The organism is Bradyrhizobium sp. USDA 4369 (assembly GCF_054056435.1).
Genome location: NZ_JBSRYH010000001.1, coordinates 8,198,048 through 8,216,024, shown reverse-complemented (window position 1 = coordinate 8,216,024; position 17,977 = coordinate 8,198,048). Strand labels below are relative to the sequence as shown.

Sequence of the window (17,977 nt, the reverse complement as noted above, 5' to 3'; positions counted from 1 at the left end):
CCGGAGCCCGGATACAGGCTCGGTCTCTTGTCCTTCCAACGAACGGCTTTGACCAATGATGACGGGTCCCCTGGTTTCGCTCAGTGCTGCACAGTTGGAGATCTGGTTGGCGCAGGCACTGGAGCCTGACAGTCCTTCCTACACCGTCGGCGAGGTGATCCATCTTCCCAATTCCCTGGACATCGACTGTTTCGAGCGCGCGCTCCGGCAGACGGTCGATGAGACGGATGCGTTGCACGTCCGATTTTCGCACTCGGATCGGGGACCTGTCCAGCGGCTCGGTGTGCGGCCGCGTTGGCATCTCGCGAAGGAGCCCACGTCGCTGCGGTCGGACGCCGATCTTGCGGCCAGACTCGCGCACGAGCTGGCCGTGCCCATCGAGATCGAAGGCGATTGTCTGGCGCGCTCGCTGCTGCTGCGGTTCGAAGACGGACATTTCGCCTGGTGCCAGCTCTATCATCACATCGTGATGGATGGCTACGCACGCGCGCTTTTTGCAAAGCGCGTTGCTGATATCTACAGCAGGCTCGTCTCGGGCAGGGATCCCGACTCCAGATCCTTCGGAGCCTTCGCGGAACTGCTCGTCGATGATCGCGACTATCGCGCGTCCGATGAGGCTTTTCAGGATCGCGCCTACTGGCGCAAGGAGCTCGACGGCTTTGTTCATGGCGCATCTGCTGACGGGCATCGGCCGAATAGCAACGGCTTTCGGCGTCAGACCGAGCATCTCTCCGCGGGGCTCAACGCTGCTGTTCAGGCATTGGCTGCAACGACCGGCATCAGCATAGCAACGATCCTCTCCGCTGTGGCCGCGGTGGTCTCGTCGTCGAGCCATGGATCTGGCGATATCGTTCTCGGTTTCGTGGTTTCGGCGCGGTCCGGCGCGGTGGCGCGGAACACGCCTGGCACCGTTTCGAACGTGGTCCCGCTTCGGTTGTCCGTCGATCTCCGCGCCAGCTGGCGCGAGTTGCTGGCCGAGATCAGGTTGAAGATAAAGACCGCGCTCCAGCATCAGCGCACACGCCTCGAAGACATCCGCCGCGACCTGTCCCTGACCGGGGGAGGGGACGAACTCACCTCCGCCGTCGTCAACGTCATCCCGTTCTTCGACCTCCTGCAATTCGGGGACGAGACCGCGAAGCTGGAAAACCTGTCGAATGGTCCGGTCGACGACTACTCGGTCGTCGCCTACCCGAACGGTGACGAACCCGCGTTGCGGATCGACTTCAACGCCAATGCCGGGCGGCGGAGCGACGAGGACCTCACGCAGTTTCGTCGGCGCTTCCTGCGTCTTCTCTCGCGTTTGACGTCGGACGTGGATGGCCGTGTCGGTGCGGTGGACCTGTTGCTGGAGGATGAACGCGATCTGGTGCTCGGGCGCTGGAACGCGACGGCGGCCCCGCTGCCCGAGATGCTGCCCGCGGCCTGGTTCGAGGCGCAGGTCCGCCGCGCGCGTGGGGCGATGGCGGTCGTCTGCGGTCCCGCCGCCTGGACGTATGACGAGCTGAATCGTCGTGCCAACCGGATCGCCCATACGCTGCTCGCCCAGGGCCTCGGGCCCGAGGACCGTGTCGCCATCGTGATGTCGCGCGCGACGCCTGATCTGATTGCGGCGCTGATGGGCGTGCTCAAGAGCGGGGCCGCCTACCTGCCGCTCGATGCGAGCTATCCGCCTGCGCGCATCGCCGCGGTGATCCGCGACGCGCATGTGCGCTTCGCCCTGACCGATGACGCCAATGCGGCGCGTCTGCCGGCGGACCTGGCCCGCCTGCGTCTCGGCCACGATGCGCTCGCCGATGAGGAGAGCGATCCGTTCCCGCATCAGGGCCATCATCGCCTGGCTCCCGGCAACGCCGCTTACGTGATCTACACCTCCGGATCGACCGGCCTGCCCAAGGGAGTCGTCATCGAGCAGCGGGGTGTCGCCGATCTCATTGCCTGGGCTCACGACATCTATAACAGCAGCCTCGATCGCGTCTTCGTCACGACATCGCTCGCCTTCGACGTCTCCGTCTTCGAGATCCTGGCGCCGCTGTGCCGGGGAGGGCGCATTGATCTCCTGGAGAACCTGCTCGCGCTCGCCGACCATGCCGGCGATGCGGGGCCCGCCGCGATGATCAGCGGCGTTCCTTCCGCGCTGGCGAGCCTGCTCGACCACGCCGCCCTGCCTCCGACCCTGTCCGCCGTCGTGCTGGCGGGCGAAGCCTTGCCGGCCCGCCTCATCCGCCGGCTTCGGGCCGAACGTCCCGGCTGCCGCATTTCCAACGTCTATGGTCCGACGGAGGCCACCGTCTACGCGACCGCCTGGCATGCTCCGGACAGCGGCGACGAGGTTCCGCCGATCGGGCAGCCGTTACGCAACCGGCGCGTCTACGTCCTCGACAAGGCTTTGCGGCCACTGCCTCCCGGCGTCGCCGGCGATCTGTACCTTGCCGGTGTCGGGCTTGCGCGCGGTTATCTTGATCGACCCAATCTCACCGCCGAACGTTTCGTGGCCAATCCCCATGGCGCCCCCGGCGAGCGGATGTACCGCACCGGCGACATCGTCCGGTGGCGCAGCGACGGCAACCTCGACTATCTCGGCCGCGCCGACCATCAGGTGAAGGTCCGCGGCTACCGGATCGAGCTCGGCGAAGTGGAAGAGCGGCTGGTGCGTCATGCGGCCATCAAGGACGCCGTCGTCGTGCCACGCGACCTCGGATCAGGCCTCGCCTCGCTGGTCGCCTATGTCGTGGCGCGCGAGGCCATGCCGCCGGTTGCGGAGTTGCGCGCTCATCTGGCCGAGACCCTGCCGGACTACATGGTGCCGGGAGCCTTCATCGGCATCGCCGCGCTGCCGCTCAACGCCAACGGCAAGCTCGATCATGCCGCGCTGCCGGCGCCCCGGGCCGGAAGCTGGGGCGAGACCGCCGTCGCGCTCTCCACGCCCACCGAGGCGATCATCGCCGAAATCTTCGCGGACTTGCTCGCCACACCCGACATCCATGCGAACTCCAACTTCTTCCATCTCGGCGGGGACTCGTTGCTGGCCGTTCGCCTTGCCGCTGCCCTGCGCAGACGAATGGGGGGGCGCTGGCCGCTCAGCACGGTGTTCAGATTGCCGACCGTGGCCATGCTTGCCCAGCATGTTGAGAGGGAAGCCGCCAGCAGCGACCGGGGCGACGACAACCCGCAATGGATCCGTCACAGCTCACGGCCCGAACGTATCCCGCTCTCCAGGGCCCAACGCCGCCTTTGGCTGTTGGATCGCCTCGAAGGTTCATTGCCAGCCTATCACGTTCCCGTCGCGATCGAACTTGTAGGTCCCCTCGATGAGGCTGCGCTGCGCAGGGCCGTCAACGACGTTGTCTCGCGCCACGAGTCGCTTCGGACGCGCTTCGGCGAGGAGGACGGCGAGCCTTTTCAAATCGTCGTCGCCGAAACGCGCATCAATCTCGAATTGAAGATCGTGCAGGTCGCATCGGAAGCAGTCGACGCATCGATCCTGGCCGAAGCACGACTTCCCTTCGATCTCGAGCATGACATCCCCTGTCGCGCGGTGTTGTTTCGGATCGCTCCGGAACTGCATGTTCTCCTTTTTACGGTGCATCACATTGCGATCGATGGAGCGTCGTTGACGCCGTTGTTGCGGGACCTCATCCGCAGTTATGCGGATCGCCATGCCGGGCGCTCTACGACGTTGGCGCCGTTGCCTCTCCAATATGCCGATTTCGCACTCTCCGAGCGGGGCGGAGATGGCGATGGCGCGCCGGGATCGCGTCTGCCCGATCTCGAAGCCTTCTGGACGAGGACCCTCCAGGGCTTGCCGCAGGAAGCGGCGCCGCGCACCGACTACGTCCGTCCGGCGGTTCTCGATGACCGTGGCGACGAGCACCATTTCGCCATTCCTATCGAACTGCATCGCCGCATCCTCGACATTGCGGCAGAAGCCGATGCCACGCCCTTCATGTTCATCCATGCGGCGCTGGCCGTGCTAGTGTCGCGGTTCGGCGCCGGAACGGACGTGCCGATCGGCACGCCGATCAATGGACGGCACGATCCCGTGCTGCGAGACCTGGTCGGATGCTTTGCCAACACGCTGGTGTTGCGGGCCGACCTCGGAGACGACCCATCGTTCAGAACTCTGCTGGCCCGGGTTCGGGAGGGAGATCTCGCCGCCTACGATCATCAGGCTCTGCCGTTCGAGCGCCTCATCGAAATCCTCGAACCGCCCCGTTCGCTGTCTCTTCACCCGCTGTTTCAGGTGATGCTGGCCTTTGGCAACGCCGATCCGTTGCCCGACGCGCCCCGATTGTCGATCCGACGCCGTGCGGTATCGACCAAGACGTCGAAATTCGATCTGTCGTTCACCTTTCGCGATCACCGGGACCCGGACCTGCGGCCGCTCGGCATGAGCGCCGTGATCGAATACAGCACGGCGCTTTATGCCCCGAAGACGATCGAGCTCTACGAAAAGCGCTTCCTGCGTCTTCTCTCGCGTTTGACGTCGGACGTGGATGGCCGTGTCGGTGCGGTGGACCTGTTGCTGGAGGATGAACGCGATCTGGTGCTCGGGCGCTGGAACGCGACGGCGGCCCCGCTGCCCGAGATGCTGCCCGCGGCCTGGTTCGAGGCGCAGGTCCGCCGCGCGCGTGGGGCGATGGCGGTCGTCTGCGGTCCCGCCGCCTGGACGTATGACGAGCTGAATCGTCGTGCCAACCGGATCGCCCATACGCTGCTCGCCCAGGGCCTCGGGCCCGAGGACCGTGTCGCCATCGTGATGTCGCGCGCGACGCCTGATCTGATTGCGGCGCTGATGGGCGTGCTCAAGAGCGGGGCCGCCTACCTGCCGCTCGATGCGAGCTATCCGCCTGCGCGCATCGCCGCGGTGATCCGCGACGCGCATGTGCGCTTCGCCCTGACCGATGACGCCAATGCGGCGCGTCTGCCGGCGGACCTGGCCCGCCTGCGTCTCGGCCACGATGCGCTCGCCGATGAGGAGAGCGATCCGTTCCCGCATCAGGGCCATCATCGCCTGGCTCCCGGCAACGCCGCTTACGTGATCTACACCTCCGGATCGACCGGCCTGCCCAAGGGAGTCGTCATCGAGCAGCGGGGTGTCGCCGATCTCATTGCCTGGGCTCACGACATCTATAACAGCAGCCTCGATCGCGTCTTCGTCACGACATCGCTCGCCTTCGACGTCTCCGTCTTCGAGATCCTGGCGCCGCTGTGCCGGGGAGGGCGCATTGATCTCCTGGAGAACCTGCTCGCGCTCGCCGACCATGCCGGCGATGCGGGGCCCGCCGCGATGATCAGCGGCGTTCCTTCCGCGCTGGCGAGCCTGCTCGACCACGCCGCCCTGCCTCCGACCCTGTCCGCCGTCGTGCTGGCGGGCGAAGCCTTGCCGGCCCGCCTCATCCGCCGGCTTCGGGCCGAACGTCCCGGCTGCCGCATTTCCAACGTCTATGGTCCGACGGAGGCCACCGTCTACGCGACCGCCTGGCATGCTCCGGACAGCGGCGACGAGGTTCCGCCGATCGGGCAGCCGTTACGCAACCGGCGCGTCTACGTCCTCGACAAGGCTTTGCGGCCACTGCCTCCCGGCGTCGCCGGCGATCTGTACCTTGCCGGTGTCGGGCTTGCGCGCGGTTATCTTGATCGACCCAATCTCACCGCCGAACGTTTCGTGGCCAATCCCCATGGCGCCCCCGGCGAGCGGATGTACCGCACCGGCGACATCGTCCGGTGGCGCAGCGACGGCAACCTCGACTATCTCGGCCGCGCCGACCATCAGGTGAAGGTCCGCGGCTACCGGATCGAGCTCGGCGAAGTGGAAGAGCGGCTGGTGCGTCATGCGGCCATCAAGGACGCCGTCGTCGTGCCACGCGACCTCGGATCAGGCCTCGCCTCGCTGGTCGCCTATGTCGTGGCGCGCGAGGCCATGCCGCCGGTTGCGGAGTTGCGCGCTCATCTGGCCGAGACCCTGCCGGACTACATGGTGCCGGGAGCCTTCATCGGCATCGCCGCGCTGCCGCTCAACGCCAACGGCAAGCTCGATCATGCCGCGCTGCCGGCGCCCCGGGCCGGAAGCTGGGGCGAGACCGCCGTCGCGCTCTCCACGCCCACCGAGACGATCATCGCCGAAATCTTTGCGGACCTGCTCGCCACACCCGACATCCATGCGAACTCCAACTTCTTCCATCTCGGCGGGGACAGCATCACATCGCTGCGGCTGGTGGCGCGAGCACGGGCGCGCGGTCTTGCCATCAGTCCACGTCAGGTCTTCCGTCATCCAACCGTCGCCGGACTCGCGCTGACTGCCAGCCCGGCCGCCAATGGTCCTTCGTCCGCCCCGATCCCGGGGACATCGCTGCCAGCAACGCCGATCATGCTCTGGCTGCGGGATCGAGGGCCGTGCGAACATTTCAGCCAATCCATTCTGCTCGATGTTCCGGGCGACTTGACCGAAACAACAATGGCGTTGTTGCTGGACCGGCTCGCCGCTCGCCACGATGCTTTCCGGCTTCGTCTCAACGCCGGCTGGACCCTTGAGGTGCGTCCGGCCGAAACCGGATTCCATACCGGCTCGGTTACCACATTGCCGGCGGGGGCCGACCTTGCGTTGGCGGAGCAGGAGGCGGCGATGAGGCTTCAGCCTTTCGAAGGCCGGCTGCTTCAGGCGCGGCTCATTCCCGAGACCGGAGATCGCGGACGCCGCTTGCTCCTCGTGATCCATCACCTTGCCATCGACGGCGTGTCGTGGCGCATCGTAATGAACGAACTCGCGGCGTTATGGCAGGAGTTTACGAACGGGACCGCGCTGCCGCCGCCACCGCCGTCGACCTTTCGCGCCTGGGCTCTTGGACTCAGCGACGCGGCGGGAAGCCCTGCCGTCGTCGGAGAGATTCCTTACTGGCGCGGTGTTCTGGATGCGCCCACGATCAGGTTCGCATCAGGTCCGCTGGTGGCGGCCCGCGACCGCGTCGCGGTCGCAAATCGAATCACCCGATCTCTGACGCCGGCGGAGACGAAATCGCTCTTGACCGCTCCCGGCCGGCTGAACCTGAAGATCCATGAGCTTCTGCTGACGGCGCTTCTCATGGCCGCGCGCCGGACGTCACAGTCGAATGATGGTGCGTTGAGGATCGACATCGAGGGGCATGGACGCGAAGACATCGTCGCGGGGGTCGACGCCGGCCAGACGGTTGGCTGGTTCACGAGCCTCTTTCCAGCGGTCTTGAGTAGTCCGCCCGGGTACGAATCGGCTGAATTTCCCTCGCTCCTGCGCAGCATCAAGCAGGTGATGCGCACGGTCCCGGCCAATGGCGTGGGCTTTGGGCTGTTGCGCTACCTGAACGAGTCCGAGGGCCGGTCGCTTCGGGACGCTGAGACGCCCGAGATCTGCTTCAACTATCTCGGTCGCTTCAGCGACGGAGCGGGATCATGGCTTCCGGCGTCGGAGCATCCGGCGCTTGGTGTTGTGCGCGATCCCGATATGGCCATCGCACATGCCATCGAGGTCCTTGCCCACATCAGGGATGACAGATCCGGTCCCGTCTTCACGATCGAATGGGCATGGGCGCCGGACATCGTATCAGGCGCGACTGTGGAAACATTGGCGCGGTCGTGGGACGATGCCGTTCGATCCCTGCTCGATTTCGCGAGCGCGGACGACATCCGTCCGATCTTGACGCCAACTGATCTGCCGTTGGTCAAGTTGTCACAGGCCGAGATCGATTGGCTCGCCTTACGGCGGCCGCAGCTTGAGGACGTTCTTCCGCTCACGCCGCTTCAGGAAGGGCTGCTGTTCCACACCCTTTATGATGACGAGGGTCATGACACCTATCTCATCCAGTTGGTCTTGAGGTTCGGAGGGCTGGTGGATCCGGTCCGCCTGCGCGCGTCATGTGCTGCGCTTGTCGAACGACACGCCATTCTGCGCTCATGTTTCGAGCACCAGGGCCATGATCGTCCGATCCAGATCGTCTCATCCGCGGTCGAGCTGTGCTGGGAAGAGGTGCGCATCGCTGATGCGCATGAAGAACAGGCCTGGCTCGCCTCCAATCAGGCCAGGCGCTTCGACCCCGCGCAGCCCCCTTTGGTCGCCTTTACGCTGCTGCGACGAGAGGACGGCACCTCGCTCCTGGTCCTCAGTCTCCATCATCTTCTTCTCGATGGCTGGTCCATTCCGGTCGTGATCCGCGATCTTGCCGCGCTGTATGACGGCGTTAGCCTGCCGGCGGCTATTCCCCATCGTCGCTTTCTGGAATGGCTGGCCGCTCAAGATCAGGCTGAGGCGGTCAAGTCCTGGACCGAAGCGCTTGCCGGTGCCCCGCCTCTTACGCCCTTGGTGGAGACGAAGGATACGAGCCGGTCGATGCGCCATGCCGTTGCGCGCGAGGCATTGAGCGTCGCGGAAACCTCCGCGATCGCATCCTGTGCCGCAGCCTTGTCCACCACCCCCAGCGTCCTGGTGCAGACCGCGTGGGCGGTCCTGTTGTCGCGTCTGACGCGCCAGGACGAGGTTTCATTTGGAGTCACCGTCTCGGGCCGGCCACCCGAACTCCCAGGCGCGGACCAGATCGTCGGTCTCCTGATCAACACGCTCCCGCTGCGGGTCACCGTACGCCAGGACATGACGTTGCGGGAGCTCTGCCAATCCGTTCAGGACAGAGTAGCCTTCCTCCTCGCGCATCCCAACGTGCCGTTGGTCGATCTCCAGCGCATCGCGGACGGCAAGCTCTTCGATACACTGGTGGTGTATGAAAGCTATCCCGATCGCGATGCCGGCCTTGCGTCGGGGGGCTTGCGCATCGACGCCGTTGAGGGACGCGAAACCTCGCACTACACGCTGTCGTTTCTCGCGCTTCCGGGTCGGCAACTCGCTTTCAGGCTCAACTACCGGGCCGATTTGTTCGAGCCTGGCGTCGGCGATGAACTCCTCACTCGCTTTCGCCGTCTTCTGATGGGGCTCTGCGCCAGCCCCGACCGGGTCGTCGGCGCGCTGACAGCCAGTTCTCGCGAGGATGTGCAGCCCGGGCTGATCAGCGGCCCCGATCCAGTCACGCAGCCAAGAGATGTGATCACGCTCTTCAACGCGCAGGTCGCTCGCCGGCCGGCGGCCATTGCCGTCGAGAGCGGAGCGGATCGGCTGACTTTCCACGATCTCGAAGCCTGGGCCGATGCGATCGCCGCGCGCCTGGCGAAAAGCGGCGTGGGGCCGGAAGATCGGGTTGCGCTTCTGTTCGAGCGCGGACCGGCACTGGTGGCCGCGCTCATCGGCGTTCTGAAGACCGGCGCTGCGTTCGTGCCGCTCGACCCCAAATATCCCGATGCGCGGCTCGAATCCCTCCTCGCGGAAGCCGACGTCCGCATGACACTCGGCGACTCCGCCGCAAGGCAACGCATGCGATGCGAGATCAGTCTGGTCGATCCACCCGAGAGAGGGAAGCGCTTTCCGTCGAACGCTCCGTCCCCCGACAGTCCAGCCTACCTCATTTTCACGTCCGGCACGACGGGACGCCCCAAGGGGGTCGTCGTCACCCACGGTGGGCTTGCGAACTATGCCGGCTGGGCGATTGACGCCTACGATCTCGGCGAAGGCGGCGGTGCTGCAGTCACGACGTCCGTCGCGTTCGACGCAACCATTACGAGTCTACTGCTGCCACTCCTGGCCGGCGAACGCGTCACTCTGTTTGACGAAGCGCGTCAGTTCGATCTCCTGGCCCATCCGCGTGAGTGCTTCTCTCTGCTCAAGCTGACCCCGACGCAGGTCGGATTGCTGGCGCAGATGGTGACCACGCAACGCCTCGCCGGACTGGCGCGACGGCTCGTCATCGGCGGCGAGGCGCTGGCATCGGGAACCCTGCAGCCCTGGCGAAGAGGGGCGCCCGACACGCGTCTCATCAACGAGTACGGGCCGACCGAAGCCGTCGTCGGCTGTGTTGCCTATGAAGTTCGACCGGACGATCGGGAGGCGGGCGCAGTCGCCATTGGCGCGCCGATTGCCGGCACCCGGCTTCTGATCCTCGATGAGGCTCTGCAGCCGGTCCCGCACGGCATGCCCGGCGAACTCTACATTGCGGGAACAGGACTCGCGCGCGGCTATTTCCGGCGCCCGGATCTCACGGCCGAGCGCTTCGTCGCGGCCCCATGGTGCGGTCCTGGCGCCCGCATGTATCGGACTGGTGACCTCGTCCAACGCCGGGCGGATGGAGCGCTCGTCTTCCTCGGCCGTACGGACCATCAGATCAAGGTGCGAGGTCACCGGATCGAGCCCGCCGAGATCGAGATGGCCCTTCTCGAACTGCCGGGTATCGATCAGGCATTGGTCTTGGCGAGGTGCGACGAGGCGGGGCGGCAAAGGCTGGTGGCCTATGCTGTCGCCCACGCCGCGCCCCCGCACTGGCGCCAGACCCTGGCAGGCCGGCTGCCGGACTTCATGGTGCCGGACGATCTGGTGATACTCGACAAGTTCCCGCTGACGGCCAACGGCAAGATCGATCGCGCCGGGTTGCTGACCCCGACACGCCAGGCCCGGAGTTTCATGGAGCCGGTGACAGAGGCGGAGCGCGCACTTGCGCAGATCGCCGCGGACCTTCTCAAGGTCGATTGCGTGAGCGCAGACGCAGGCTTTTTCGCGCTTGGTGGCGATTCCATCCTGTCGATCCAACTGGTCAGCCGCGCCCGTCGCGCGGGCTATGTGTTGAGGCCGCAACAGGTCTTCGAGCTGCAGACGGTGCGCGCCCTTGCGGCCGCCGCACGGCCGGTGAAGGCGGACGTCGTCGCGCGGCCCGCCGAGGCGACATCGTTCGAGCCGACACCGATCATGCAGTGGTTGTCGCGCCGCGGCGGTCCCATCGGGCGCTACGCGCAGTCTGTCGTCGTTGACCTGGGTTCGGAGACCAGCACCGCTGCGGTGATCGAAGCCGTCGCCAGGCTTTGGCGTCATCACGAGATGCTGCGAGCCAAACAGCTCGTCGGCAATGGGCCGTGGACCATCACGATCCAACCGGTTGAAACGGCCGTACCGCCGGAGCCGCACCAGAAGGCCGCAGTCACTGCGGGCTGGACAGCGCAGCTCGCCGAGGAGCGTCAGAGGCTCGCTTCAGCTCTCTCGCCCGAACGCGGCATCATGCTGCAGGCAACGATCTTTACACATCAGGATCGGCTCTGGCTGCTGCTCTGCCTGCATCATCTCGTTTGCGATGGCGTGTCCTGGCGGATCCTGATCGAGGATTTCGAGAACCTTCTTCGCGGACGCGCGCTCGAGCAGCCCTCGACGTCGTTTGCCACCTACGCCCGCGAGATGGCCGGCAACGCCTCGTCGCGCCTGGATGAGCTCCCGTTCTGGCACCGGCAGCTCGATTCGACCGGCCAGCTTCTGCCGAACGCGGCCTTCGACCGGGCGCGCGATACGTTCGGCTCTCGACAAGTGCTCCGCACGACCTTGCCGGACGAGGTGACCCAGGCGCTGCTTGGGCCGATCCCGCAAGCCTTTGCCGCCAGCATTGACGACATCCTGCTCACGGCACTCGTGGTCGCCGTTCAGCGCTGGCGTCAAGGTCAAGGTGACGCGCGGACGAAGCTGCTCCTCGCCGTCGAAGGCCACGGTCGCGGTGACGGATCTCTCGATGTCTCGCGCACGGTGGGCTGGTTTACCGTGATGTATCCGCTGCTGCTGTCGCTCGACGATCACTCGACGCCGAGCGTGATCGATGATGCGGTGCTAACGATCAAGGAGCAGCGACGAACTATCCCTCGCGATGGGAGCGGCTACGGCATCCTCTGCGCGCTGGCAGAGAAAGGCGACGCAGACGCCCGAGTTTTGACCGGGACGGAGATCGAGCCGCAGATCCTCTTCAACTACCTGGGACGCTCGGCAGGTGCGCTCGACCGATTTGCGGCAAGCGCCGACGATGACTTGCCGCTCGCCCATATCCTGACCGTCAACGCCATCACCCGAGAGGGGTTGGACGGTCGGGCGACATTCGAACTGGATTGGTCATTCGCCCCGCGCCTGATCGGCGCGTCCGATGTCGTGGCGATCGCTGACTATTGGCATGGTGCGATTGAGGACATCGCGAACTCGGTGGCGCATGGCGGGGGCGGGCGGTCGCCGTCAGATTTCCCGCTCGTCGCGCTGTCGCAGGAGCAGGTCAACAGTCTCATCAGGGCCGTCCCGGACGCCGTCGATATCCTGCCTCTGGCCCCGCTTCAGGAAGGACTTCTGTTCCATGCCCGTTATGAGCGAGAGGCGAGCCCCGTCTACGTGTCTCAGGTCGTCCTCGACCTTGAGGGGCCGCTGGATGACGAGCGCCTGCGCGCAGCAGCCGCGCGCCTGATCGAGCGGCATGACAGCCTGAGGGCGACCTTCCTCGACACCAGCGACGCGCGCCCGGTGCAAGCGATCCGCCGCACGGTGCCGCTCGATTGGCGGGTCGTCAGCCTGCCGGAGCAAAGCGACGCCGCCCACGATCAAGCCATGCGGGACATCATGGAGGCGGATCGCAATGCGGGTTTCCGGCTGGATCGTTCCGATCCGCTGGTCCGCTTCCGCCTCGTTCGTCATGACGCGCAGCGTCACAGCCTGCTCTGCACATTCCATCATATCGTCATCGACGGATGGTCGATACCGAACGTCATTCGCGAGTTGATGACCTTGCATGCCGATCCCTCGGCGGAATTGGCTTCACCGGGCCGGCGCAAGGATTACTTGGCCTGGCTCGCCGCGCAGGATCGTGAAGCCGCGATCGGGGCATGGCTGGAGGCTTTGAGTGGACTAAACCAACCGGTGCGACTGGCCGGCGTCGCTGCGCCAGGCGACGGCCCGCGCGTGCAGATCAGGCATCGCCTCGCGCCCGACATGGAGGCCGGCCTTCTCACCCTCGCGCGCACCAATAACCTGACCGTCAACACGGTGATGCAGGTCGCCTGGGCCATCCTGCTCGGACGGCTCACGCGCCGCAATGACGTGGTCTTCGGCATCACGATCGGTGGTCGGCCGGCGGATTTGCCTGGCATCGAGTCGAGCGTAGGTCTGTTCATCAATACGCTTCCCTTGCGGGTCGTTCTGAGCCAGGACGAAGGCGTTCATGCTCTTCTGCAGCGTGTGCAGGCCTCTCAAGTCGCGCTGCTGTCTCATCAGCATGTCAGCCTCACGGCCATCCAGCGTGCGATCGGACTAGGCGATTTGTTCGACACATTGCTGGCCTACGAGAACTACCCGCTCGACCGGGCCGCGCTTGCGCGGCCGGTGGGGGAGCTCGCAGTGACCCGAGTCTGGGGCGTCGATTTCGCGCATTATCCGCTCTCGATCGTCATCGTACCGAGCGATTCGCTGGAAATCAGGTTCAACGCGCGAGCGGATATCGTTCCGGAGAAAATGCTGGCAGGCATCGTCGCGCAATTCGTTGCGCTGCTGGATGATCTGTCACGGGACGCCGACCGACCCGTCGGAGCTCTTGGGACGAGAGGGGCATCCACACCACCGGCGCTGCACAGCGCGCAGACCGAGCCGCTCGATCGTTCCATCTGTGATGTGTTCGCGCGCCAGGTCGAACAGCGGCCCGACGCGACGGCGATTGTCGACGGAGACCGGAAGATCACGTATGGCGAGCTGGATGCATCGTCCAACCGGCTCGCGCAGCATCTCGTCACCTTGGGCCTGCGCAGTGGTCAATCGGTGGCCATGGTTCTGCCGAGAGGTTCGGATCAAGTCATCACGATGCTGGCGATCCTGAAGGCCGGGGGCTGCTACATCCCGCTCGACGAAGCTCTTCCGGCCGCCCGCGTCGCTGATATCCTGGCCGAATCCGGTGCGACCCTCCTCGTCGCCGTGAAGGCGACAAGCCCGTCCTTGGCCGAAGGCATCACGGCGGTCTTGCTTGACGATCGAGCGACCGCGTCCTGCATCGCCTCATCGCCGTCGACACCGCTTGGCATCGCAGCGCATTCGCTGGCAGCCGCTTACGTGATCTACACATCCGGATCCACGGGGCGCCCCAAGGGCGTGGTGGTGACCCACGCCAATGTCTTGCGGCTCTTCACAGCCACCCCGCAATTCGCCTTCAACGCACAGGATTGCTGGACGCTTTTCCACTCGGTCGCGTTCGACTTTTCGGTCTGGGAGATCTGGGGCGCGCTTCTGCATGGCGGCCGCCTCGTCATCGTGCCCTGGGAGACCTCGCGCGACGCGGGGGCCTTCCTGGCCCTGCTGGAGGCACGAGGCGTCACGGTCCTGAACCAGACGCCATCGGCCTTCTATCAGCTCCTAAACGCGATCGAACTGCAGCCCGACATCGCCGCGAGGCTTGCTCTTCGCTGGGTCATCTTCGGCGGCGAGGCTCTCGATATCCAACGGTTGCGGCCGTGGTTCGACCGGTTCGGAATCGAACAGCCGCGGCTCGTCAACATGTATGGAATCACCGAGACGACGGTCCATGTCAGTCATCTCCTCCTGCCGGTCTCGCCAGACGGAGGCGGCAGCCCGATCGGCAGACCGCTCGATGATCTCGAGGTTCACCTTCTCGATACGTCCTTGCGCGAAGTGCCGAACGGAATCATTGGCGAAGTCTTCGTCGGCGGCGGCGGCGTATCTCGCGGCTATCTCGGGCGCCCTGACCTGACCGCCGAACGCTTCGTCGCCGATCCGGCAGGCAACGGCCGACGACTCTACAGGACCGGCGATCTCGCCTTGCGGCGCGAGGATGGAGGTCTGGCGTATGTCGGCCGCTCCGATCATCAGGTGAAGATGCGCGGCTTCCGCATCGAGCTCGGCGAGATCGAAAGTCGGCTCTCGCTGGTCGATGGCGTGCGGCAGGCCGCCGTGATCCTGCGCGAGGATGAGCCGGGACATCGGCGGCTCGTGGGTTATGTCGTGCTTGGTGAGAATGTTGCGCAAGACGAGGCAAGTCTGCGAGCGTCGCTGTCTGCCCACCTTCCGAGCTACATGGTGCCGTCGCGCATCATGATGCTCGACCGCATGCCGCTGACGCGGAACGGCAAGCTCGACCGTGACCGGCTGCCCGCGCCGGAACGCGCCGTGTCCTCCGGCCGGCGAGCCCCGCGTGACAGGCGCGAGGAAGACATGGGCAGACTGTTCGCCGAGGTTCTGGGGCTGCCCGAGGTTGGTGTCGACGAGGAATTCTTTGCTCTGGGGGGCGACTCGCTGCGCGCAATGCGGCTGATCGGGCTGGTGAGAACCCGCTTCCAGGTCAACTGCTCGATCCGTACGCTCTTCGACAATCCGACGGTCGAAGCCCTGGCGAACAGCATCGATCACGTCACCCCAGAGGGCAATCCCCTGGAGGGCCTCATCGCGATCCGAGCTGCTGGGACAAGGCCGCCACTGTTCTGCATCCATCCCGGTGGCGGGCTGAGCTGGGTCTACGCCCGATTGATGCGCTACCTCCCGACGGATCAGCCGATTTTTGCGCTGCAAGCCCGTGGCTTCAAGGACGACGACTCGCTTGCTTCGAGCATCGAGTCGATGGCCGACGACTATCTGGCTGCCATGCGCAGGGTCCGGCCGGAAGGTCCCTATCACCTTCTCGGGTGGTCGTTCGGCGGTTTGGCCGCCTATGCCATTGCATCCCGCCTGCAACGGCAGGGCGCAGCTCCGGGGGTCGTCGCGCTGCTCGATGCCTATCCAGTCCGCGCTTCGGATCAAGCCATGCCGCTCCATGACGACGAGTTGCTCGCCGATCAGGTCGCCATGATGGGGGCGGCGCCTCAGCGGAAGGACACCGGGTCCCTGCGACAAGCGCTTCTGGCCGATCGCGGCGCTCTCTCCACGCTCAGTGCAAGGGACATCGATACCCTGGTCGAGATCACGCGAAACAATGTTCGGATGGCCACCGGCTGGGAGCCGCCCCGTCTGAACGGCGACGCGCATCTCTTCATCGCGGATGCCGGCGCGTTGCCGCCGTTCGATTGGACGGACCGTGTTGGCGGGACGCTCCATCGTCACCTCATTCCATGTCGCCACGGCGACATGCTGCAACCCGGCCCGCTCGCCAGCATCTGTCACATCCTCAACGGCGCACTGACACAAGCCAACCAGCAGGAGACCCTCTCATGACCAATCCCTTCGAAGATCCGGACGGACGCTACCTCGTTCTCATCAACGACGAGGGACAATACTCGCTCTGGCCGGCCTTCGCGGACGTTCCTCCCGGTTGGGAGGTCCGGCTGCGTGACGCCGCGCGCGCGGACGCCCTCGCTTTCGTGAACGAGAACTGGACCGACATGCGTCCGCGCAGCCTGATCAAGGCGATGGAGGGCGGCAGGCAATGACCGAGATTGTCGAAAGAACGAACGAGACACCTCGATCAAGCTGGCACGAGGCCTTCGCCCGGGAAGGCTTCATCGTGCTTCACGACGTCTTGTCGGCCGACGAAATAGATGCCTGCGCGGCGTCACTCGCGGCTCTCCGCGACCTGCGTCCGGACCTCACCGTTCCTTCGACCGCGCCGGCCCGCGACCGGATCGATTCCATGGTGAGGCTGGCGCAGGCGGGAAACGAGATCGATGCGGTGGAGAAAATCGCCCTTCATGCAACGATCCGTGATGCACTTCACCAGGTGTTCGGCCAGGAACCGGTGGCGCGATATACGCGGCTTCTCGCACAATCCCCGGGCGCCTTGCAGGTCAACGCGGAGCGACGAGGAACGCCACATCTCCACAATTTCGGGATGGCGACCCGCCCACCGGGCGGCCGGGCGATCGCTTGGACCCCTGTCGACGACGTTCATCCCGACGCGGGCCCGATGTGGGTGCTGCCGCGGTCTCACATCGAGTTCGCCTCGTTTCCGGATCGCCTGCTCGATGCCATTACGAACGGCCGCGACCGCCTGCACCAGCTGTGGCGGCAAGGCGGCAGTGCGGAAGACTGGTTGAACTGGCACGGCGAGGTCGGCGACCGCTCCATGGCGCTTCTCGCTGATTGGATCGAGGAGACCGGCGCTCAGCCTGTTCCGGTGATGCTGCGCCGGGGTGACGTCCTGATCTTCTCGAACGATCTGCTGCATGGCACGCTTGTCGCCCGCAATCCCAATATCCCCCGTCGGATCATGTTCACGCATTATCATGCCGACGGGCGAGAGCTCTGGGAGCTCGGCGACGCCGTGGGATCGGATGAGAACCCGCAGGGACCGCGATTTTTCGAGAAGCGGGACTGGATCCGTTGCCCGCGTGGCCTGACCGACCCCGACGGCCTGCGCCGGTTTTATGCCTCCATGAAGGGATTCTTCGACTGAGGCGAGCAATGCTGAGTTAAAGGTTTCTCCGCGTGATTCGTGTTGGGCCGAGGCCGCGGCACGGATCACGTTGCGAGGTTCTGGCGAGCACGACCCATCTGCTCGAACGCATTCTTCGACCCGGTTATGAACTTGATGTCGTCGGGCACGCCCGCCTTATTACACCGGAGGCGGTTCTTGGCCCAAGCATGCGGGCGATGCAGCCGATCGATCCGGCGGTTTCTGAAAAAGTAGGACTACAAATTCGCGCATCGCAAACTCAACCATTGCGCTGGCAAGTGGGCGTTGCGTGCTACGCCAGGCGCTGACAAAACTGTCGGATGCATCCTGAAAACACGGCACGCACCGGTCTGTGGCATCAGCTGTCAAACAAGTCTTACGCGAGAGAATTTATCGGGCGTGGCACGTATACATCATGAGCATGCTGCTGTGGTCCTGATGGCCGTCTTCCGGGAGGGTGATACGTCGAACAAGGGAAGGTTCGCCTACGGATTTCAGGAAAAATTGGAAGTCGGTCGCCGGTTTTGTCTCGATCTTGCCTTGGGCAAGTTTGCGCTGTGTTGTTGCCTGAATCGATTTTTAGCTATCAACCAGATCTAACAGAAAATCGTTAGTAGATCTGGGGGTGACATGGTCAGACGTAGTTTACTTGCAATGTTGTTGACGACGGTTGCGCACAATGCTCTGGCTCAATCTGCCGGCGGAACGGCGCCGATCGTCGTCCCGGAAATCGTGGT

Annotated in this window: 3 protein-coding genes; all 3 read left to right on the top strand. The window is 65.0% G+C overall.

The genetic code is table 11. The features are described from left to right. Positions 1 to 55 precede the first annotated feature (55 nt). From ACVIJ6_RS37125 to ACVIJ6_RS37115, 3 genes are read left to right on the top strand one after another with little or no spacing between them, the layout of a single operon-like run. Entirely contained in the window at positions 56 to 16,063 is a 16,008-nt protein-coding gene (locus ACVIJ6_RS37125) for an amino acid adenylation domain-containing protein (RefSeq protein ID WP_456776826.1), read from the top strand. Then, positions 16,060 to 16,278, top strand: coding sequence for an MbtH family protein (locus ACVIJ6_RS37120; RefSeq protein ID WP_456776825.1), 219 nt, complete (start codon positions 16,060 to 16,062; stop codon positions 16,276 to 16,278). Before ACVIJ6_RS37125 ends, ACVIJ6_RS37120 begins: the two co-directional genes overlap by 4 nt. After that, positions 16,275 to 17,240 carry a phytanoyl-CoA dioxygenase family protein gene (locus tag ACVIJ6_RS37115; protein ID WP_456776824.1) on the top strand — a complete coding sequence of 322 codons (966 nt, stop codon included), beginning with the start codon at positions 16,275 to 16,277 and terminating at the stop codon, positions 17,238 to 17,240. The genes ACVIJ6_RS37120 and ACVIJ6_RS37115 overlap by 4 nt, the downstream gene beginning before the upstream one ends. The last annotated feature ends 737 nt before the right edge of the window (positions 17,241 to 17,977 follow it).

Excerpts from the sequence above, each read along its gene's own strand:
- ACVIJ6_RS37120 (WP_456776825.1), top strand. The coding sequence starts at position 16,060 with ATGACCAATCCCTTCGAAGATCCGGACGGACGCTACCTCGTTCTCATC.
- ACVIJ6_RS37115 (WP_456776824.1), top strand. The coding sequence starts at position 16,275 with ATGACCGAGATTGTCGAAAGAACGAACGAGACACCTCGATCAAGCTGG.
- ACVIJ6_RS37125 (WP_456776826.1), top strand. The coding sequence starts at position 56 with ATGATGACGGGTCCCCTGGTTTCGCTCAGTGCTGCACAGTTGGAGATC.